This is a genomic window from Candidatus Sulfotelmatobacter sp., from assembly GCA_035498555.1.
In the GTDB taxonomy this organism is placed as follows: Bacteria; Eisenbacteria; RBG-16-71-46; order RBG-16-71-46; family RBG-16-71-46; genus DATKAB01.
In genome coordinates this window covers 22903-43185 of record DATKAB010000006.1, presented here as the reverse complement: position 1 = coordinate 43185, position 20283 = coordinate 22903, and the positions used below count along the sequence as shown (strand labels likewise).

Annotated in this window: 13 protein-coding genes; 8 read left to right on the top strand and 5 right to left on the bottom strand. The window is 70.8% G+C overall.

The window, feature by feature from the left end:
- Positions 1-132 precede the first annotated feature (132 nt).
- Together VMJ70_00925 and VMJ70_00920 are read left to right on the top strand one after the other, a co-directional pair.
- Positions 133-459: a hypothetical protein gene (locus VMJ70_00925; protein HTO89667.1), complete on the top strand. Its 327-nt coding sequence runs from the start codon at positions 133-135 to the stop codon at positions 457-459.
- A 284-nt stretch (positions 460-743) separates the two neighbouring features.
- Positions 744-2942 (top strand): FG-GAP-like repeat-containing protein, encoded by a 2199-nt coding sequence (locus VMJ70_00920; GenBank protein HTO89666.1) that lies wholly within the window; start codon positions 744-746, stop codon positions 2940-2942.
- A 21-nt stretch (positions 2943-2963) separates the two neighbouring features.
- Here VMJ70_00920 and VMJ70_00915 read toward each other — a convergent pair whose 3' ends face one another.
- A complete protein-coding gene (locus VMJ70_00915; GenBank protein ID HTO89665.1) occupies positions 2964-4349 on the bottom strand; it encodes a hypothetical protein in 1386 nt (461 codons plus the stop codon).
- Positions 4346-5086, bottom strand: a complete 741-nt coding sequence (locus VMJ70_00910; GenBank protein ID HTO89664.1) for a hypothetical protein — start codon at positions 5084-5086, stop codon at positions 4346-4348. The genes VMJ70_00915 and VMJ70_00910 overlap by 4 nt, the downstream gene beginning before the upstream one ends.
- A gap of 373 nt (positions 5087-5459) precedes the next feature.
- On the opposite strand from VMJ70_00910, the gene VMJ70_00905 reads away from it, so the two are divergent.
- Complete coding sequence (locus VMJ70_00905; protein ID HTO89663.1) at positions 5460-6341, top strand: hypothetical protein; 882 nt, start codon at positions 5460-5462, stop codon at positions 6339-6341.
- Between the two features lie 124 nt (positions 6342-6465).
- Here the strand turns inward: VMJ70_00905 and VMJ70_00900 are convergent, their stop codons facing one another.
- Together VMJ70_00900 and VMJ70_00895 are read right to left on the bottom strand one after the other, a co-directional pair.
- Positions 6466-8415, bottom strand: a complete 1950-nt coding sequence (locus VMJ70_00900; protein HTO89662.1) for a DUF2079 domain-containing protein — start codon at positions 8413-8415, stop codon at positions 6466-6468.
- The gene (locus VMJ70_00895; protein ID HTO89661.1) at positions 8412-10370 is read right to left on the bottom strand and encodes a DUF2079 domain-containing protein; all 1959 of its coding nucleotides are present in this window, start codon (positions 10368-10370) and stop codon (positions 8412-8414) included. The genes VMJ70_00900 and VMJ70_00895 overlap by 4 nt, the downstream gene beginning before the upstream one ends.
- Positions 10371-10623: 253 nt before the next feature.
- Between VMJ70_00895 and nth the strand changes: the two genes are divergently transcribed.
- From nth to VMJ70_00870, 5 genes are read left to right on the top strand one after another with little or no spacing between them, the layout of a single operon-like run.
- Positions 10624-11439, top strand: coding sequence for an endonuclease III (gene nth, locus VMJ70_00890; protein HTO89660.1), 816 nt, complete (start codon positions 10624-10626; stop codon positions 11437-11439).
- 4 nt (positions 11440-11443) lie between these two features.
- Positions 11444-13909, top strand: coding sequence for a signal peptide peptidase SppA (gene sppA, locus VMJ70_00885; protein HTO89659.1), 2466 nt, complete (start codon positions 11444-11446; stop codon positions 13907-13909).
- Complete coding sequence (locus VMJ70_00880; protein HTO89658.1) at positions 13890-15776, top strand: hypothetical protein; 1887 nt, start codon at positions 13890-13892, stop codon at positions 15774-15776. Before sppA ends, VMJ70_00880 begins: the two co-directional genes overlap by 20 nt.
- On the top strand, positions 15763-17559 hold the full coding sequence (locus VMJ70_00875; protein HTO89657.1) for a hypothetical protein: 1797 nt from the start codon (positions 15763-15765) through the stop codon (positions 17557-17559). Before VMJ70_00880 ends, VMJ70_00875 begins: the two co-directional genes overlap by 14 nt.
- A gap of 13 nt (positions 17560-17572) precedes the next feature.
- A complete protein-coding gene (locus VMJ70_00870) occupies positions 17573-19453 on the top strand; it encodes a tetratricopeptide repeat protein (GenBank protein ID HTO89656.1) in 1881 nt (626 codons plus the stop codon).
- Here the strand turns inward: VMJ70_00870 and VMJ70_00865 are convergent.
- Positions 19450-20193: a hypothetical protein gene (locus VMJ70_00865; protein HTO89655.1), complete on the bottom strand. Its 744-nt coding sequence runs from the start codon at positions 20191-20193 to the stop codon at positions 19450-19452. The two genes, VMJ70_00870 and VMJ70_00865, sit on opposite strands and share 4 nt — an antisense overlap.
- Positions 20194-20283: the final 90 nt, after the last annotated feature.

Genomic DNA, 20283 nt, shown 5'->3' with positions numbered 1-20283 from the left:
GATCGCGGGCGCCGATGGCGGCCCCCGGCACGCACACTGCTCCTGTCTCCCGGCGTAGCACGACAGCATGCGCGACGGCCGCGCTCCCAGCCGACGCCTCAAACGGGGCCAACGCCCCTGACGGAGGAGACCATGAAGCGCACCCTGATGATCGTCCTGTTCGCCGCGGCGATGGCGACCCTGGCGAGCCTCGCGCTCGCCGACTCGACGCCCGGCATCGACGCCCGCAAGGCCAATCAGCATGCTCGCATCCGCGAAGGCGTGCACAGCGGACAGCTCACCCGCGGCGAAGCGGCCAATCTGCGCGCCGGACAGCGCCACGTGAATCGCGTGGAACGCCGTGCGAAGGCGGACGGCGTGGTGACGCCGCGCGAACGCGCGCGCATCACCGCCGCTCAGAATCATCAGAGCAGCAAGATCTATCGGAAGAAGCACAACGCCCGTACGCGCGTGATGTAGATCCAGCCGGGCCGGCTCGCCGATCGGTTCGAGCCGGCCTCGAGTTTCAAACGTCCGACGCGCCGCCCCGCAAAGGTGCCAGGGCAAGGGGACGGGTCGGCTGCGGCGGCGATGCCCCCGGCGGAGCAATCCGTCGGGGGCGCTTTGTTGCAATTTTGTGGCATTCGCGCTTCCCGGCGAATCCCTTGCGGCAATTGATGTAGGTTGTTTGGTATGCGCCGCGATCAGGACGATCGCGCACGGGAAGGAAACCCCGCCTGACCCGAAGGTCGCGTGGAGATTCGATGGATCGAGGGCCGTGCTCCCCCGAGCGTTGCCGACCCCGGCGTCTCGAGTCTGCCGCTCTGCTGATCTGGCTGGCGTTCGCGCCCGCGAGCGCGCGGGCCGGAACGCTGCCCGATGATCCGACACCGCATCTGTCCATCCAGGGCGCGCGCGTGCTCGAGGGCGACTCGGGATACAGCTACCTCATCTTCCACGTCCAACTCGCGCCGTCCTCCGACTCCCTGGTCACCGCGGAGTTCGCGACCGAGGACGGCACCGCCACGGTGGCCGACAGCGACTACGTCCAATCGAGTGGTCTCCTGAGCCTCGCGCCCGGCGACACCGTGAGCGATCTGATCGTCGAGGTGAAGGGCGACACGATCTTCGAGGGCAACGAGTGGATGCGTGTCCGGCTGTCACACGCGATCGGGGCCGTGGTCGACGACAGCGTGGCGTACGGATTCATCGACAACGACGAGCGCACCACGTTCCAGCACATCGACGCCGGGTTCACGCGATATGCCGACGGCACGCTGCCCGACGCATGGGGCGACTTCAATGGCGACGGCTACCCCGACCTGCCCCTGTTTGAGAACGGCCCGGACGGAGTCTTTCACGAGATTCCCGGCTTCCGGGACCTGCTCGCCGCCGGCAACTATCACGGCGCCGCATGGTGCGATTTCGATCGTGACGGCGACCTCGATCTGGTGCTGGTGGGTTATTCCGGCGTCGACGGAGGCGAACCAACGCCGACGCGGCTGCTTCGCAACGACGGCCCGGCCGGCTTCGTCGACATCGCGCCGTCTCAAGGCATGAACATCGTCGCCTCGGGCGAGACGGCGGTGTGGGGCGACTTCGACGGCGACGGCTGGCCGGACCTGTTCATTCCCTACTACTCGTTCATCTACCCGTTCCAGAGCTTCCTCTATCACAACAACGGCGACGGCACGTTCACCGACGTCACCCTGGAGTCTGGCGTCGCGCTGGCCAACATTCCCGCCGAGCTGCGGCCCGAGGGCGCGGTGGCGGTGGACTGGAACAACGACGGCTACCTCGACCTCTACACGGCGAGTCACCTGTTCCAGAACGACGGCACCGGGCATTTCACCGACGTTCGCGAGGCCGTCGGCCTGCCGATTCTCTTCGACGAAGGTTGCAGCTTCCAGGACATCGATCAGGACGGCGATCTCGACCTGTTCGTCCGGGCCGAAGACGGGCCGCATCTGTTCCGGAACGACAACGGCCATTTCACGGAAGTCACCGCCAGCTCCGGGATTTCCGCCGACGCCCTGGCGTGGGGCGACAACTGGGCCGACGTGGACGGAGACGGTGATCTGGACCTCTACCTGATCCGCGACTGGAAGGACGCCTGCCTGATGCTCAATCAGGGCGACGGCACCTTCGTTCGCGATTCGTTGTTCGATCAGGTGCACGTGATTCCGGACATGGCGGCGTGGGCCGACTTCGATCGCGATGGCGACGTGGATCTGGTGGTGGGCGACGGCTGGAATCGCGAGCTGTATCGGAACCAATTGCAATCGAGGCCGGGCATCGACGGCGCGATCCTGCAGGTGAACGTGCTCGACGAAGGGGGAGCTCAGACGGAGTACGGCGCGACCGTGCGCCTGAAGCCGCTGGATGGACCGCCCGGATTCCAGCAGGTGAGGGTGGTGGACGGCGGCTCGGGCTATCTCTCGCAAGACGAGTATCCGGTCCGCTTCGGCGGCCTCTCGTCCGGAAGCTATGCGCTCGAGGTCGTGTTCCCGAGCCCGCCGGGCTCGCGGCTGGTGGTGGACTCGCTGGTGAATCCTCTGCTCGGCCGGATCGAGCCCCGCAACCTGATTCGGCCGGTGATCACCGTCCGGAAGAATGGAACCGTCGAGCTCGGCGACCTCGGAGTGGCGAGCGTGGCGAGCGCGCCCCCGGCGACTCCCGAGCGCGCCATCCAGATGGGGGCGCCCTATCCATCGCCGGCGCGCAAGTCGGTGACGATTCCGATCCACATGACGCGCGCCGCGCGTGTCTCGCTCTCGATCCACGATCTCACCGGACGGCTGGTTCGAAGGCTCGGCACGCTGGATTTTCAACCCGGCGCCCACAGCGTGCGCTGGGATCTGGCCGACGACCGCGGCGTGCCGGCGCCGCCGGGGCTCTACTTCTGCCAGTTCCAGGTGGAAGGGCGTCGCGGCGACGTGCGGCGCGTGCTGGTGCTGCGCTGAGAGGCGCGCGTCGCGCCCCGGCTACTGGTCGTCGTCCGCGGCGACGCGGCGGACCAGATCCACGGCATGCGAATAGGCGACCGAGACCAGATAGTTGCCTCCGCCCGGGCCGAGGCGCCAACCCCAGTTGATCTTGAGATACGCCGCCGGATCGGGAAGCCCGGGCCGGTAGAGAACCGAGACTCCCGCGTCGCCGATGAAGTCGTCCTTGTCCGGCCAGTCGCCGCCCTCACGCGGCGGCCCACCGTAGGGATCGGTGCCCCACACCGAGCCGGTGGCGACGAACGCCGCGAGCTGGATCGGCGTCATCGCGGGATGCGGAAGGTGCAGCACCTCGAGGATGTCGGGCATCTCGTACAGATCGAGCCGCGCCAGCGCGACGCCGGTGCCCCCGTAGGTGTCGCCGTGGATCGAGCGGAGCGAGGTCGTGCCGCCGAGGAAGAACGCTTCCTGCGGCACGGCCTCGCCGGTCGCATGGCCGTAGGCCGCCTGCGGGATGAGCGCGAACCAGCGGCCGAGCCCGATGTCGCCGCCCAGCGCGACGCGCGCGCGGCGGTATTCAAGACTGCTGCCGATCGAATGGCTCGATGACCAGTAGCCGCCCTCGGCGGTGAAGTTGGTGAGCGGGACGCGCATCGCCAGCGAGTAACCCAGCTCGTGGACGCGCGCGCGCGTCGCCGGCAGGTTGTCGGGCACCGTGAGCGGATCGTCGGTGAGGCTCCAGCTCGCCGTCACCGGAAGCGGCGACTCGAGCTGGTCACGAAACGTCACGGCGCCGCGCCACGCTGGATGCGCCACCGCGACCGCGGCCTCCAGGCCGTCACGGCGCAGGTAGCGCTGGGTGTCGTTGCCGGTCAGCAAGCCCTGCAGCTCGCTGAAGTAGGGATCGACGCGATCACGATTCATGAGCGCGGTGAGCCGACCGGCTTCGATCGAGAACTTCCAGCGGCGCGTTCCTTCACGCAGCCATTTGTCCCAGCGTCCCGAGCCGAGCCAGGTGTCGGGGCCGACGGCGTAGGCGACCTTGCCGGTGAATTCACCGATCCAGCCGCGCCGGCCGAAGCTCGCACCCGCGCCGTAGCGGGGTCCGTCCACGCGATTGAAGCCCACCCACGGCCACGCCCCGAAGCTGAGCCGGTGCGACTGATAGTGCCTGCCCGGATGCGCGAAGGCGAACGCCTGCGCGCTGTCGAGTCCGGTGGTGTCGACCGGCGGCGCGCTGCCGGCGAAATACAGATCGGTCGAGTCGCGCAGCGACTGCAGGTAGCGCGCGAGCGAGCTGTCGGCCGTCGCGCCGAGCGAATCGCGGCTCGCCTGGGCGAGGGCCGGAGCGCTCACCAGCACCAGCGCGAGGAGCGTCATCGCGAGCCCGGGCATGCACGGGAAGACGCCGCCCCGCCGGCTCATTTCTTCGCCGCCACGAACAGCGAGTCGGCGAGCCCGGTATTGATCGCGTACTGGTCGAAACGCATCGCGACGTCGAACGCGCGGCCGATCTGCGGCAGCGGCACGGTCAGCTCGATCCGGATCAGCACGCGCCCCAGCACCCAGAAGGGGCCCGACTGCACGCGCTCGATCACCATGCGGCGGATGCCCTTGAGCAGGAGCGGCACCGGCGAACGTTCGAAGTTCACTTCCTGACGGACGATCACGAAGTCGTTGGTGTCCACCCACACCAGCCCGCTCGGGGTCAGCGGGTCCACCGAAGATCGCGGCTGAAACGCGATCCGGTAGATGAGGTGGTTTCCCACCAGGTCGCGGGCCACGATCCGGTAGTTGAAGTCGCGCCGATTTTCGGGCCGGAACGCGAAGTTGACGATCTCCTCGCTCATATCCGAGCGGAAGTTGACGTCGACCGGCTGGTCGTCGTCCTTCTTCTTGTCGGGTTTCTTCTGCCATTCCCGCAGGGTCAGGCTGCGCACCTTGTCAGGTCGCTTCTTGTAAACGCGGGTCACGGTCTCGGCGAGCAGGTCGGGAGGCTTCGAGCCGTTCAGGCTGGTCGAGAGCACCCGAACGCTGAACAGGAAGGTCTGATCCCGCATCAGGGAGTCCCGGCGCGCCTCGCCGCGCGCCACCCGGTCCAGGATCTCGTTCAAGGTGACGCGGGGGGCCCGGATGAGCACCTCGGGCACCGCCGTGTGCATGGTGTCCTCGACCGCCAGGGTGGGAGAGGACGGCCCGGCGGCAGGGGGCGAAGTGGAAGGCGTAGCCGCCAGTAGCACGGAGAGCATCACAAGAGGCGCGAGTGACGGCGGCAGAGGCATGCGGGCTCCGAAAGAGTGCGGGACGCTAGCATCGGGTGCGGCGGGCCCGCAACAGTTCGTGACATTTGGACCACCCGGACGCGTACCGTCCGGGACGGCCGATGGACCGCGAGCGCACGGAATCGAGCGATATTCGCCGCGGCTTGGAGTATCATTTAGGCAGAAGAGGCAAGAAGGTTACCCGGCACGGGGAATGCCTCATACGGTCGTAGTCACGCAGTTCGATCGGCCGCCCCATCTCGTGGAGCACGCCATGCGCCTCATCCGATCCCTCTCTCCGCTCGCGCTCGTCGCCGCGCTCGCGGGGACCTCGTCGGCGGGATCGCTCACCGCACCGACCACCGCCCTCGAAGCCAGCATGTTCACGATCACGCCTTCGGTCGCCACCATCGTTCAGGTTCCGCTTCCGCAGGTGCGGCCGGCCTACGAATACCGTCCCTACGGCTACGGCGGGTATCACGCCTACGGTCGCATGGTGTTCGTTCCGACCAGCGGATACATCCACTACTCGCCCCGTCCTTACACGCCGCGCCCGTATCCCTCGACCAGCACGCACGGGCCCGCGACTCCGGTGCCGATGTCGATCCTCGGCGGCTTCTACCAGCCCGACGCGGGCGGCAACAACAGCTTCGATGTCGCGCTGCGCGGCGGCCCGCAATTCGATCCGCACGTGCAGATCGGCGGCATGGCCGAGTGGTCGCATCGCTCGCAGAACCAGACCACGCTCGCGGGCAATCCGTTCACTCAGGCCGGCACCACCATCACGCCGCAGCGCGTGCTGGCGAGCGCCAACTCGGATCTGGTTCCGATCCTGGCGTTCCTGCAGCTGAGCGGCGGCAGCAACATGGTCCTGGTTCCCTACGCGGGAATCGCCGGCGGGTACGAGATGTTGTTCCTGAACTCCAACGACTACGCCAACAACACTTCCTACAACGCGACCTTCGGAGGCTGGGGCTGGCAGGCGTGGGGAGGTCTCGGACTTGCGCTCTCGAAGCAGCTGCGCATCACCGGCGAGGCGTTCATGAATCAGAGCTCGCCCTCGCGCAATCTGACCGCGCTCGACGGCACCAACTATCGAGAAGTGGTGAACGCCAACGGCACCGGCGTGCGCGGCGGTCTCCAATGGGGCTTCTAGCCGCTCGCTGAAACGATCGATGGCCACGGCGCCCCCGGCACGACGACCGGGGGCGCCGATTCGTTTCCGCGCGCGGGGAGATCCCCCGCCCCGGGTCGCGAGCGCAGCGAGCCGGGCGGCCGCGTCACCGCACCACGATCCGCCCCAGGCCCACGAGGTTCATGAGCTCGGCGGGCGCATCGGGACGCGGGCGCACGAAGGTCGGGCTCTGTTCCCCGCTCGAATCCACGGCCGCGAGGCGAAACGCCGGCACGTAGCTTCCCGGCGCGAGCGAGAGCGGCACCAGCACCGAGTGGATTTCGCGAACCAGCGAATCCAGCGGCCAGTCGGCGGGCGGCAGGATTCCGTAGCCCAGCGGCCAGGGACGGGAGTCGGAGACGATTCGACCGTCACGTGTCCAAACGAGCTTGGCCACGTAGCGGCGATTGGCGGGCGCGACGCGCTGCCAGTAGAGGGCGACCCGAAGCAGGCCGCCCCGCGCCACCGCGGAATCGAGCCGCTCGGCGCCGACGAAGCGCAGCTGGTCGTCGGCCACGAGGTCGAGTCGTTCGCCCGAGAATCTCGCGCCGACGCGGTAGAGCTCGAGCGAGTCCGCGGTATCCGCGAGCATCAGTACCGTTCCCGACGCCGCTTCGACCGGGCGCAATCCGTTGTCGGTGAGGAACGCACGCAGTCGGCGGCCGGCGTCGAAGTCCATCGAGGGGATCTCGGCCGAGAAGTCCACGAGCAACGCGCGAACCCCGACCGGAGGCGGGTAGGCACGCGTCGAAGCAGTGTAGTGTCCGGTCACCACGTGCCGCGCGGCATGCACGTCGGGGCGCAGCGCCAGCCCCGGCAGGAACTCGTTGCCGGCGACCAGTGCTCCGGCTCGCGGCAACCGCGCCACCATCGCGTCACGAATGGGTTTCATCGCGCGTTCCTCGCCGTCCGGCCAGATCGCTTCGTTGCGCGGCTGGCTCTGCAGGAGCCGGTGGCCGATGACGGGTCCGAACATCCACTGGCAGGCGAGGGCGATCAGCAGCGCCGCAACCCCCGGCCAGGCTCGCCCCCGAGCGCGGCGGGTGAGCGCGCCGAGCCCGATCACCGAGGCGACGCTGATCCACGGCAAGATCAGCGCGGTGTACTGAAACGCGATCGCGTGCTGATGGATGCGCTCGGAGAGCAGATGCTCGGCGAGGATCGGCAACGACGGCAGGAGCCAGAGCGGCGCGAGCAGCGCGAGGCCGCTCGCCGGCAGGAAGAGATGCAGCCAGAACTCGCGCTTGGCGAGGGTGTCGGCGGGACTCCCGGGCGTGCTCCAGAACGCCGCGAGCGCCGCGAGCGGATGCGTGATCAGTTGCAGGAGCTGCGCGCCGGGAGTCGCCCCCCAGCGCGCGTAGAGCAGCCCGTACTCCGACTGCCCGGCCTGCAGCCACGGCCGCAGCACGCCGAAGCTGAGAGCGAGGCTCGCGATCGCGAGCAGCGCGAGCGCCGCCGCGAGCTTCGGCTGGCGATGGCGTGGCGCCACGGCCACGATCGCCGCGAGGCCCAGCATCGCCAGCGCCACGTCCTCGCGTGCGAGCAGCGCCAGCGCGGCGGCGAACAGCCCCCGGCGCGGCGAGCCACCCCGCAGCTCGCAGGCGCACCAAATGAGGAGCGGCGTGGCGAGCGTCTCGGGGTGGAACTCGAACAGGTTGAGATAGCCGAGCGCCGGATGGAGCAGATAGAGCGCGACCGCGATCAACGGCGGCGCCACGCCCGGCAGCTCGCGGCGCGCCAACGCCCAAAGCGGCAGCGCGCCGAGTGCCAGCGCCACGGTCTGAAGGGTGAGCAGCGTCAGCGCATGGGGCGCGATCAGGAACAGGGGCGCGAGAGGAATGAGGATCAGGGAGCTGTGATCGCCGAGCCAGTTCATGCCGCGGATCGAGCTGAAGGCCGTGCCATGCAGCAGCCCGTTCACGGCCTGCGTGAAGATGGCGAGATCGAAGTCGCGGTACAGGTAGTAGCGAAACTTCACCACCGACAGCGTTTCGTAGAGCGCAACGTGCGCCGCCATCAGCGCCAGCACGATCGCGAAGCCGCGCCGTTCGCTCAATGCCCGCGGTCCTCGAACACGCGCACCGTGCCGAGATTGACGATCTCTCCGCCTTCGTAGGGGTGCCGCATGCTGTACTGGGAACCGACCGGGTGCGCGAGCGAATCCTCGGCCTGCGGCAGGAGCGCGACGCGATAGACGCCGGGCGTGAGAATCGTCGACATCTCGAGCCGATAGGTCTCCTCGACCAGCGAATCCGCCGGCCAGTCGGCGAGCGGCAGCAGGCCGTAGGCGATCGGGCGATTGCGGCCGTAGGCGGCACGCGTGAAATCGCCCTCGTGATAGACGCGCACCTGCATCAGGTACTGGCGGGTGGCGGGTCCCACCCGGCGCCAGCGCGTGCGAATCGGCAGCAGCGCGCCGCGCGCCACCGAGTCGGGCAGCGGGTCGGCGTCGTAGAAGGCGAGCTGGCCGTCGGTGATGAAGGCGGCCGAAGTGTCGGGCCGCGGCGGCAGGTAGCGCAGCAACGGCACGCTGTCGCGCGCCCCGCGCAGGAACAGCAGCAGCGAGCCCGCCGCATCCACCGGATGCAGATCGTTCTCGGACAGCAGCCGCCCCATTCTCTGGCCCGAGTCGAAACGCAGGTTGGGGATCTGTCCCGCCATGTCGGCGAGCACCGCGCGCACGTCGCGGGGGATGGGATAGGGCCGGTCGGAGTAGGTGTAGCGGCCGGTCAGGATGTGGTGGATCGAATAGATCTGGTCGCGACGCGCGAGCCGCGCCAGGAACTCGAATCCGGCCACCACGCCGCCCTCGCGCGGCACCCGGGCGAGCATGCGTTCCCGATAGGGGTCGAGCGTGCGCTCGTATTCCGGCGCGACGATCGCTTCGTTGCGCGGCACGCGCTGCAGCAGGTGCATCCCGAACAGCGGCCCGAACAGGACGTTGCAGGCGACCGAAGCGATCAGCGCCAGCGGCGCGATCCACGGCGGAGGCGTCCGCGCCCCCGCGCCGCGCCGCCAGTCGACGAGGCGCCGCATGCCGGCCACGGTGGCGCTCATCAGAAACGGCGTCACCAGCGCCGTGTACTGGAACACGATGGTGTGCTGCGGCCGGCGCTCCGACCAGAAGTGCTCCAGCACCACCGGCAGCGCAGGCAGGAGCTGGAGCGGCGCGAGCAGCGGCAGCCCCAGCAGCGGCAGCAGCAGGTGGAGCGGATACTCGCGCTTGGCGAGCGTGTCGCCCGGATTGTCGGGCGTGCCGGTGAGCGCGGCCAGCGCCTGCAGTGGATGCGTGAGCAGATGGAGGATCGCGCTGGCCGGCGTCGATCCCCACGCCGCGTACATGCGCCCGTACTCCGCCTCGCCCGAATTGAAGGTGGGCTTGAGCCACGCGAACGTGACGGCGATCGAGAGCAGCGCGAGACCCGCGAGCCCGGCGGCGAACGCGACCCGGCGCGCCCGTCCCGGCAGGGCGGCGAGCACCGCGATCCCCATCACCGGCAACGCCACGTCTTCCCGGCAGCTCAACGCCAACGCGGCCCACAGGAGCGCCGCGCGCAGTCGCCCGGCGTCGAACGCGTCGAGCAGTGCGAGGAGGGCGCCGGTCGCCAGCGTCTCGGGATGGAATTCGAACAGATTGGTGTAGCCGACCGCCGGATACATCAGATAGAGGAGCGCGACGGTCACCGGCAGCGTGCCGCCCGGCAGCGTCCGCCGCGCCAGCCGGTAGAGCGGCCACGCGCCGAGTGCGAGCGCCAGGGTCTGCACCGCGAGCAGGGTGAAGGGATGGGGCGCCACCGCCCACAGCGGCGCGAGCAGAAACAGCACCAGCGAGGAATGGTCGCCGAGCCACGACATGCCACGAATCGAGCTGAAGGTGGTGCCGTGCAGGATGCGATCGGTGGCCTGAACGAAGATCGCGAGATCGAAATCCTTGTAGAGGTAGTCGCGGTACTTGATCGCGCACACGATCAAATAGACCAGGGCGTACAGGGCGATCGCGACCACCACCACGCGCGGCCCAAGCCGATCGAGCCGCGCGTCGAGCCGCGCCGGCAGGGAGGGGGCGGAGCTCGGCGCCGCGCGCGGCCGGCCCGGCTTCGCGGCGCGACTCTTCGATTCCGCTGGACGGCCACCGCGTCGCGGGGAGGATGAAGAGGCCACCATGGAACGCGGAGCGTAGCACGCGACTCCGCCGCGCCGAGCGCCGGGCGATCCTGCGCGGGTTCTTGAAGCCCACCCGATCGTCCACTAGTCTCGCGCGGCCATGCCTCGAAAGTCCCCGCGTTCGCGCCAGAAACCGTCGCGCAGATCCAGCGTTCCCGGGCGCGGCCGGCCGCGCGCGACGCCGGGACGGCGCCAGGCGCGCGCCAGCGCCAAGCGCGCGGCGCCCTCCGCGTCGCGCCGCGCGCATGGTTCGCGCGCGGGTCGCCGTTTCGTCCCGCCCGATCCCGCGCGCGTCACGTCGATCCTCGAGGAGCTGCACTCGCTCTACCCGGACGCCGGGACCGAGCTGCGATTCAACACCCCGCTCCAGCTCCTGATCGCGACCATTCTCTCCGCGCAGTGCACCGACGAGCGGGTGAACATGGTGACGCCGGGGTTGTTCGCGAAGTATCCCGACGCCGAGGCGCTGGCGAGAGCCCCCCAGGCCGAGCTCGAGGAAGTCATCCGCTCGACGGGCTTCTATCGCAACAAGGCGAAGGCGATCCGCGCGTGCTGCGCGGACATCGTGTCGAAGCACGGCGGCGAGGTGCCGAGGACGCTCGAGGAACTGACCGCGCTGCACGGCGTCGGCCGCAAGACTGCGAACGTGGTGCTCGGCAACGCCTTCGGCATTCCCGGGCTGGTGGTGGACACGCATGTCGCGCGGCTCTCTCACCGGCTCGGGCTCACGCGCGAGAAGGACCCGGTGAAGATCGAGTTCGCGCTCATGCCGGTCATTCCCAGGGAGCGCTGGACGCTGTTCTCGCACTGGCTGATCCTGCACGGCCGCCGTGTCTGCAACGCGCGCAAGCCGCGCTGCTCGAGCTGTCCGATCGCGGCCTACTGCCCGCGGATCGGCGTCACCGTCTCGCAGTAGCGCGATGCGCGGAACCGGCGCCCGCTGTCGCGCCCTCTCGGTCGGACTGGCGCTGGTCGTGCTCGGCGCGTCGCGCCCCGCGAGGGCGGCGGAGTTTCCGCGCACCGGCTTCGAAGGCGTCGCCACCGCCGACGGCGCGCTCGGCACGATCTTCAATCCGGCGCTGGTCGGGCTGCGCCATCCCGGCGAGCTGTTGCTCGACTACACGCGCGACGAGTTCGGAAACGACGTCACCTGCGACGCGCTCGGCGCGATTCATGGATTCGGCCTTCGCTATACGCGCCACGTCAACGTGGAGCAGCGCTTCGGCTTCTCGCTGGCCGGCGGCTCGCCGTTGTTCCGACTTGGTTGGTCGCCGGAGTGGGCGGGCCCCGATCTCGCCGCGCCCGAGTACGCGGACAGCCGCGTCGGCGCGCTGTCGCGCCCGGCGCCGTGGCTGTCGCTCGGCGCCACCGTGGACCATCTGTTCCAGCCTCACGCCGGCGGCGTGGTGCTGAATCGCGAGTACACCGTGGGCGCGGCGATTCGACCGCTCGCGCTCGAGGGCGCGGCGGCGCACACCGTCGGCACGCGCCTCACGCTCTTCGCCGATCGCGTCATCCCCGAAGCTGCGCCGAAGGACGATCGGCAATGGCGCTGGGGGGGCGACCTCGAGCTGCTTTCAGGCGTCGTGATCACCGCCGGCGGCGTGGGGAGCCATCGCTACGAAGTCGGCCTCACGCTGCGGCTCCCCGGCGCGAGCGGCGCGGCGGCGTTCTCCCCCGGCCCCTCGAGCAGCCCGCCGACCATCGCCGGCGTCGCGCCCCGCTCCGAGCGGGCCGACTGGACCACCTATTCGCTGTCGTTCCACTCCGGCGAAGAGCCGACGCGGCTCATTCCCCCGACCGCGAAGCGCGTCGCGCACCTGACGGTGACCGGCTCGCTGGGCGACGAGGATCTCACCGAGATCTCGCTGCTCGGCGGCCTGAACGGCCAGACCTCGATCGATCCGGTTCGCCGCCAGCTCGACCGCGCGCTGGAGGATCCGCTGACGCGTGGCGTGCTGCTCGACCTCGGCGGGGCGCGCAACTCGGCGGCGATCGAAGAGCTTCGCCCGCGCCTCAGCCGGCTGCGCGCGGCCGGCAAGCCGGTGGTCGCCTACCTGGAAGAGGGCGGCGGCCGCGGCGATCTGCTGCTGGCTTCGGCGTGCGATCGGGTGTTCGCGAGCGAAAGCGCGCTGTTCTGGCAGCTCGGACTGCGCATCGAGGAGCGCTACTACCGAGGCCTGCTCGCGCGCTGGGGGGTGCGCGTGGATCGCTCGTCGATCGGCCAGTACAAGTCGGCTTATCGCAACTACAGCGTGGACTCGATGCCCGCGCCCGATCGCGAGGCGATCGAGCACCTGCTCGACCAGGTGCAGGAGTCGTTCGTCGCCACGGTGAGCGACGCGCGCCACATCGATCGCGCGCGGCTCGAAGCCCTGCTCGACGGCCGCCAGTGGAGCTCGGCCGAGCTGCAGAAGGCCGGCGTGATCGATTCCGTCGGCTATCGCGAGCAGGCGCTCGCCGAGCTCCAGCGGCTGGCGAAGCTCGGGCGCGCGGCGCGCGCCGTAGCGCTCGACCAGCATCCGCCGGCACGCCGTGAGTGGCGCGTCCCGCGCGGCATCGCGATCGTCTACGCGACCGGCGCGATCGAGTCGGGCGACAGCGGCAACGATCTGCTCGAAGGCGGGACGCTCGGCTCGAGCACGCTGGCCCGCCAGCTCCACACCGCGTTCCGCGCGCCCGACGTCGGCGCGGTGGTGCTGCGCATCGACAGCCCGGGCGGCGAGATGCTGGCCTCGAATCTCATCTACCACGCACTCCAGCATCTCAAGCGCGAGACCCGGAAGCCGCTGGTGGTCTCGATGGGACTGCTCGGAGCGAGCGGCGGCTACTACATCGCGCTTCCCGCCGATCGGATCTTCGCCGACCGCGCCACGCGCACCGGCTCGATTGGCGTGGTGTTCACGCATCCGTCGCTCGAGGGCTTCTACGCGAAGCAGGGCGTCAGGCAGCAGGCGATCGAGCGCGGCGCCTTCATGCGCGGCGGCTCGTTCAATCAGGACTGGGACGCCGAGCTCCAGGCCAGCGCCGACTCGTCGATCCGTCGCTCGTACGACGAGTTCATCGACAAGGTGGCGGCGGCGCGCAAGCTGCCGCGCGAACGGGTGCTGGAAGTGGCGCAGGGCCGGGTGTGGCTCGGGGATGACGCGCTCGAGCGCGGGCTGATCGACGAGATCGGCGGCCTCGATCAGGCGATCGCCCACGCGCGCAAGCTGGCCGGGATTCCTGAGGGGCAGAAGATCGAGCCGCTCGAGCTGCGCCGGCCGCGACCGAGTCTGCTGCAGCGCGCGCTGGGCACCGCGGCGCGCGAGGCCATCGGGCGCGGCGCTCAGATCCACGATCCGGAAGGGATCCGGCTCGAGGCCGATGACGACCTCGCCTTCTGATCGGCGCGCCCGGCACCGCCGTGGCGCCGAGCAGAAGGAGGCGGTCGCGCGCTCCGTCAAGCGCCGCGAAGGCCGGCCGCCTCCGCTTCCGACCGCGCCGCGGCTCGATTCGGCCGGCGGCGCTCGCGCCTCGCGGGCGCTGGCGATCGGTCTCGGCGCGCTGGTGGCGGCGCGCGCCGGGCTCACGTTCGCGCCCGGCATGTGGGCGTGGGGATTCAACGCCGCGCGCTTCCTGCCGATCGCGGGGTGGACGATGGCGGCGCTCGCCGCACTCGCGCTGGCGCCGCCGCTCGCGCGCCGGCTCGAGCCACGACTCGCAGCGCTCGGCGATTCACTGGCGCGCCGGGCGTTTCCGGAGGCGGTGGTGCTGGTGGCGCTCACCGCCGCGCTGGTCGCGCTGCTTCCCGATCGCGTCTGGCTGGTGGGCGATTTCCTGCTGCGCCTCGGCTGCGCCCGCGGCCAGATCCCTGTCGACCTCGTGTTCCCCCAGGCACTGCCGCTCGACGTGTTTCTCCACCACCATTTCCCCGTGATCCTCCAGTCCATGGACGTCGCCGACACCAACACCTGGGAGCGCGTGCTGGGGGCGGCGGAGGCCGGAGCGCTGGCGGCGCTGGCGATCGTGTTCGGGCGCGAGCTGGGCCTGTCGGGAGCCGCGCTGGTCGCCGCGTTCGCGAGCGTGTGCGCGACCGGCCTGCTCGGCATGTTCACCGGCTACGGCAAGGGCTTCGTCGAGCTGACGGTGCTGACGGTCGGGGCCGGCGTCGCGGCGCTGCGCTTCGCGCGCACCGGACGCGGCGCCTGGTGGATGGCGATCGCGATCATCGCGGCGCTCGCCGTCCATCGCTCGGCGATCACGCTGCTCCTCCTGCCGCCGGTGGCCGGCGTGCTGTGGTGGCGGGCGCACGGCGCGCGAGCCGCGGCGGCGAGTCTTCCGCGACTCGCCGCGCTGGCCGCGCCGTTCCTCGCCGCGGGACTGTTCTCGTCGCAACTGATCGCGTCGATGAAGGTGACCGACGCCGCGCATCTCGCGCCGACCGGGCGCTCGCCCGGGGCCATCGCCGGCGCCGCGTTCGCCCCCATGCATCTGCTCGAGATCCTGAACCTGATCGGGCAGGAGACGCCGCTCCTGCTGCTCGCGCCGATCGTCGCGCTGGCGCCGGGCAGCGCGCTGGCGGCGCGTCGCCGCGAGTGGGTGGTGCTGCTGGCGCTGGTGGTTCCCGCGCTGCTGATTCTGCTGTTCGTTCATCCGCGCCAGGGATTGTTCCGCGACTACGACGTGTTCGCGCCCTCGCTGGTGTCGCTGGCGCTGGCCAGCGCGCTGCTGTTCGGGGACACGCTGCGCGCGACTCCGGCGCGCGCCTGGCTGGTGCCGGCGCTGGCGCTGGTGACCGCCGGTGCGGCGCTCGAACATCTGCTGCTCCAGAACCAGATCACGGCGGGCTTCCACCGGATCGAGGCGTATCTCGAGGGTCCGCCGCGGCGGAGCGACACGGAGCGCGCGCTCCTGTGGTCGTTTGTCGCCGAGCGCCAGCTGGCGCTCGACCGGCGAGACCAGGCGGTGGCGTCGTTCGCGAAGGCGGCCGATTTCGCGCCCAGTCCGAGAATCCTGCTCGAGTGGGCGCTGGCCGAGGAGGATCGCCACGACTGGGCCGCGGCCCGCGAGGTGTATCGCAAGCTGGTGGCACGTTCGCCCGAAGCCACCGTGGGCTGGCTCGGCATCGCCAACAACTCGGTCAATCTCGCCGATCGCGCCGAAGCGTGGCGGGCGGCGATGATCGCGCGGCAGCTCGAGCCTTCGCGACCCGAGGCGATCGGCATCCTAAACATGCTGGCGCGCGGGGACTCGCTGCATGTCGTCCCCTGATCGCGACGCCGGCTCGACCGGAATGTCGGCTGCGGGCGGCGACGGCGCCCGCGCGCTGTGGCTCACGCTGGCGCTGATCCTCGCCGCGCGCGCCGCGTTCACCTTTCTGCCGGGCACCTGGGGCTGGAGCCTGGCGGCGCAGCGCGATCTCGCGCCGATCTGGAGCTGGCCGCTGTGGCTGCTGGGCGCGCTCCCGTTGTTGCCGCCGGTCGCGCGCGCGCTCGCGGCGCCGGCGGCGCGGCTCGGCGATGCGGCGACGCGCTCGCCCGCCGCCGCGTTCGTCGCCCCGGCCCTGGCGGCCGCGATCCTGGTGCTGGTGTTTCCCGATCGCGTGCGATTCGTGGGCGACGCGCTGCTGCGCCAGCGCACGCTCGAAGTGCAAGGGTTGATTCCCGCGGCCTGGTATCCACAGGCGCTCCCGCTCGACCTCGCCCTGCATCATCAACTTGCGAGCGCGATGATCCATGCGCTGGGCGTGAGCGCCGCGCTGCCCGGGCGGCTGATCGGGGCGTGCGACGCGGGGCTGCTGGCGCTGTGCGCGGTGGCGTTCGCGCGGGTGCTCGAGCTGCGCGGGGCGGCGGCGCTGGCCTGCGGCGCGATCGTGTTCTGGGGCGGCGCGCTCACGCTGTTCACCGGCTACAACAAGGCCTTCGCCGAGATGGCGGTGCTGACCGCGGCGTGTGGGGTCCACGCGCTGCGCGCGGCGCGCACCGGCCGCGGCCTCGCGCGACTCGGGCTCACGCTGGCGGTGGCGCTGCTCTTCCACCGCTCGGCGCTGGCGCTGCTGCCGGTCGCGATCGTCGCGTGGATGCAGGTGGCGCGCGGCGATCCCGCGGGTGCTCGGGCGAAGCCCGCGGCCCTGGCGCGGGCGGCGCTCGCGCCGGTGGTCGTGCTGGCCTTCATGCTGCCGCGCATCGTCCGGATCGTCACGCACATCGATCCGATGCACTTCGCGCCGCAGGCGCTCCGCGGCGGGTCGTTCCTGGCGCGGGAGCTCGGCGGCGCTCGACCGGCGGATCTCGTGAACCTCTTGATCTTCCTCGTCCCGCTTGCGCCGCTCGTGCCGACCCTCGCATGGCCGGCGGCCCACCACGTGCGCCGGCGCGACGCCGTGGTGCTGCTGTCGCTCGCGCTGCCGTTCCTGCTGGTGATGCCGTGGATCCATCCCGGGCAGGGCCTGTTCCGGGACTGGGACGATTTCGCGGCGACCGGCGTGGCGCTGGCGCTGGTCGCGGCGTGGCTCGCGGGCGAGACCCTGCGCGCCTCGCCGCGCGCGGCCGCCCTCGCGCCGGCGCTGGTGCTGGCGTGCGCGATGCCCACGGTCCAGTGGCTCGCACATCACGGCGATCTCGCGCGCGGGCTCGAGCGCGTGCGGCGCTTCGTCACCGAGCCGCCGCGGCGGATCGCCTTCGAGCGCGCCGTGACCTGGCAGTTCATCGGGCAGAGCGAGGCCGACCGCCGGCGCTTCGTGCCGTCCGCGGACGCCTATGCGCAGGCGGCCGAATTGTTGCCGAGCCCGAACGTGACGCGGCAATGGGGCGTCGCGGAGCTGCGCGCCGGGCGCTACGCGCGCGCGCGCCGCGTCTACGAAGGGATCGTCGCGCGCGATTCGACCGACGCGTTCGGCTGGACCGGGCTTGCGCTCGCCGCGCGGCGACTGGAGGATGACGCGGGCGCTCAGGACGCGATCGAGCACGCGGTGCGTCTCGATCCCGATGGCCGCGCCCTGCGGGCGATGCTCCAGGTACTGGCGGTCTCGGACTCGGGCGCGACCTCTCGATGAGCACGGAAATCGAATGAGCGCGCGGCCGGGCGATCCGCGCAGGTCCGCCGCGCGAATGCGCGGCGCGTCGAAGCCGGCGCGTGCCGCGGCGACGGCCGAGCGCGCGGCCGCGCTACCGGCGATGCCCGAGGGTGTCGCGACGCGCGCCTGTTGGGCGGCGCTGGCGGCGCTGGTTCTCATGGCCGCGCTGCGCGCGGGGCTCGGCGCGACGCACGGCATGGCGGCGTGGGGCCTCAACACGCTCCGCTTCCTGCCGCCCGCGCCCGGCTGGCCGCTGTGGGCGCTGGCCTCGGCCGCGCTGATTCCGGCGCTGGCTCGGCCGCTCGCCGCGCCGCTCGCGCGCCTCGGCGACACGCTGGTGGACGCGCCGTGGCGCGCGACGCTGATCGCGGCCCCGATCGGCGCGGGCGTGGTGCTCGCGCTTCCCGATCGGGTGCGATTCGTCGGCGACTTCCTGCTGCGGCAGGGAACGGTCGAGGAGGCGGGAAAGCCCGGGCTGCTCTTCCCGCAGGCGCTGCCGCTCGACGTCTTCCTGCACGTCACGCTGCCCACGCAACTCATCGACGGTCTCGGCTTCGACGCCAACAGCGCCGCGCGCGCCGTCGGCGCGGTCGAAGCGGCGGTGCTCGCGGCGCTGTCGATCCGCTTCGCGCGCACGCTTGGAGTGCGCGGCGCCACGGTGGTGGCGGTGGCCGCGATCGCCTGGTGGAGCGGCGCGCTCTCGATGTTCACCGGCTACAGCAAGGCGTTCGCCGAGCTGAGCGTCCTGTCTCTTGCCCTCGTCTGGCTCGCGATCCGGGCGCTGCGCACCGGTGCGCCGCCGCTCGCGTTCGGCATTCTGTTCGGCCTGAGCCTGACGCTCCATCGCTCGGCGATCGGCTTTGCACCCCTGGGCATCGCGACCTGGGCGTTGTGGGGAAGGGAGCACGGAGCCTCCGGCGCATGGAAGCGCCCGGCGACGTGGATCGCGCTCGCGATTCCGATCGCGATGTTCGGCCTGATGGTCCCGAAGCTGGTCGCGACGTTCCTGAGATGGGACGCGATCCATCTCACCCCCGCCGAGGTGAAGCTCGAGGGCGGGCCGCTGCGCGCCGCGTTCTACGGCAATCGCCCGGCCGATCTCGCCAGTCTGCTGCTGATGCTGGCGCCGCTGCTGCCCGCGGCCTTGGCGGCGCTGGCGATCAGCGCGCGCGCCCTGCCGCGCAAGCGCGAGGCGCTGCTGCTCGCGGCGCTGGTGGTGCCGCTGGTCGGCGTCATCCCGTTCCTCCATCCGGCGCAGGGCATGTTCCGCGACTGGGACGATTTCGCCTGCGCGGGTGCCGCGACCGCTGCGGCCTGCGCGTGGATGGCGGGCGAGTCGCTACGCGGCGCCCCGCGGTTTTCGTGGCTGGCGCTCGGCCTGGCACTGGCGGCGGCGGTGCCGAGCTTCCAGTGGCTGGTGCTGCAGAGCGATCTCGATCGGGGATTGAAGCGCGTCGAGGCGATCGTTGCCGAGCCGCCGCCGCGCACCGACACCGAGCGCGGCAACACCTGGGACTTTCTCGGCATCCGCAACTTCAGGCTGCAGCGCTGGGAGGCGTCGGCGACGGCCTTCGCGCATGCCGCCGAAACCGCGCCGAGCCCGCGCATCCTGCATCAGTGGGCGGTCGCCGAAACCGAGGAGGGCCACTACCCGGCGGCGCAGAAGATCTACCGGCGCATGCTCGAGAAGTCGCCCGACGACCTGAACGCCTGGAGCGGGCTCGCCGCGGTCTCGTCGCAGCTCGGGGACACCACCACCACGCGCGAGGCGGCGCTGCAGATGCTGCGCCTGCAGCCCGGCGAGCCGAACGCGACCCTCTTGCTACGCGGGCTGGGTTACGGGGCGCCGGGCGGGAGCGCGCCGCACCGCTAGAACCACCAATTGAGCCCGAGGCTGCCGAGTGGATAGTTGAACGCGGTGTTCTCGCCCAGGGCGCCGTACACATAGTCGGCCTGCAGCGCGAGGCTCCAGCGCTTCCACAGGCGATACTCGTAGCCGGCGCCGCCCACGAACGCGAAGCCGTCATCCGAGTACTGGATGTTGGCGTTGCTGTCCTCGACCGGGAAGTGCTTGTCGTGGGCGCTGGCCACGCCCCATCCGCCACGCAGATACCAGCCGCCCGCGGTCGGGAACCAGGTCCCCATCGCGGTGGTGGCGCTCAGCTTCCACTGGTCGCCGTTGATCTTCTTGCTCCAGTCGATCCGCTCGAAACCGACGGCGACCTTGTGGCTGATCGCGTAGGCGAAGCGGAACTGGACCAGAGGCGCGGACTCGCGGCTCTGGTCGCTGAATCCGTCGGGCGGAAGCGCGACGAATGCATCCTTGCCGGCTCCAATGAAATTCGCCGAGCCGTAGCCGTAACTGAAACCCATCATCCACGAACGGCGGGTCGGGATCCGGCTCTGGCTGGATCTGGGAGCCTTCGCGTTCGGCTTCGGGGCCGGCGTGGCGGTCGGCGCGGTGGCCGGAGGCGCGCCGGTTCCGGTGGCGGGCGGAGGCGCTGCGGGCGCGGGCGGCGTGGAAGGCGCGGGTGGCTGGCCCTGGGCGCGGGCGGATCCTCCGAGGACAATCATCGCCAACGCCAGCATTCCCAGCGAACGCCAGAACCGCATCGAGACTCCTTCAGGATTTCCGGTCGGGTGATCGGTCGCGTGTCGAGGCCGCGTGCCTGGCTGAATCCGGCCCGAGCGGGCCGGCGGCCG